Annotated in this window: 1 protein-coding gene; it reads right to left on the minus strand. The window is 35.8% G+C overall.

What is annotated here, in order from left to right; genetic code table 11:
- Positions 1-133: 133 nt before the first annotated feature.
- The gene (locus tag BMY57_RS15810) at positions 134-745 is read right to left on the minus strand and encodes a superoxide dismutase (protein WP_091776420.1); all 612 of its coding nucleotides are present in this window, start codon (positions 743-745) and stop codon (positions 134-136) included.
- Positions 746-1,003: the final 258 nt, after the last annotated feature.

Consider the following 1,003-nt stretch of genomic DNA (forward strand, 5'->3'; position numbering starts at 1 on the left):
TATTAAGGTTGTGATAGACATAAATTATTGAGATATCTATTTATTAACCTAAAAAAGCTTGTAGAAAAACACGGGGTTTCTCTACAAGCTGAAGAGCTAACTCTTTTTATGAGTTAGCTCTTAATACTATAAATTATTTTGCTTCTTCGTAACGTTTTGCAACTTCATCCCAGTTAACTACGTTCCAGAATGCCGCTACATAATCTGGACGTTTGTTTTGATATTTTAAGTAGTAAGCATGCTCCCAAACATCAAGACCTAGGATTGGTGTAACACCTTCCATTAATGGTGTATCTTGGTTCGGTGTTGAAGTGATTTCTAAATCACCATTCTTCACAACTAACCAAGCCCAACCAGAACCGAAACGTCCTGTTGCAGCTGCGCCGAATTTTTCTTTAAATTCATCAAAGCTGCCAAATGTTTGATTAATTTTATCCGCTAATTCTCCTGTTGGAGCACCTCCACCATTTGGAGATAAAACTGTCCAGAATAAACTGTGATTGGCATGACCTCCACCGTTATTACGTACAGCTGTTTGAATATCGCTAGGTAGTGAATCTAAGTTTCCTAATAACTCTTCTAAAGACTTATCTTGAAGATCTGCATGGCCTTCTAGTGCTGCATTTAATTTTGTTACATAAGTATTATGGTGTTTTGTGTGGTGAATGTTCATTGTTTCTTTGTCAATGTGTGGTTCTAATGCGTCATAAGCGTATGGTAATTCTGGTAGTTCAAATTTAGCCATAATAAGATTCCTCCTTTTTCTTTATAAAGGGAATTAATCCCCACTAATTAAAAGATTACCAATGGTAGCCAATCCTTGCAACATTTTTGCATAAATCTATCTACTTTTCATTATATTTTACTAATTACCTTTAAAGAGGATGTCTAAACATATCGAATAATAAGCAGAACAAAATCGCTAACGCGACTTACTACGTCCCAAGTGAGTGCTAATCACTTGGGACATTCTTCGCTCTAATCATAGTGCCATTACAGTGAG

This window comes from Piscibacillus halophilus (genome assembly GCF_900110685.1).
GTDB lineage: Bacteria > Bacillota > Bacilli > Bacillales > Alkalibacillaceae > Piscibacillus > Piscibacillus halophilus.

What these genes read in the sequence shown, in the direction of transcription:
- BMY57_RS15810 (WP_091776420.1), bottom strand. Translation starts at nt 745, where the DNA reads ATGGCTAAATTTGAACTACCAGAATTACCATACGCTTATGACGCATTA.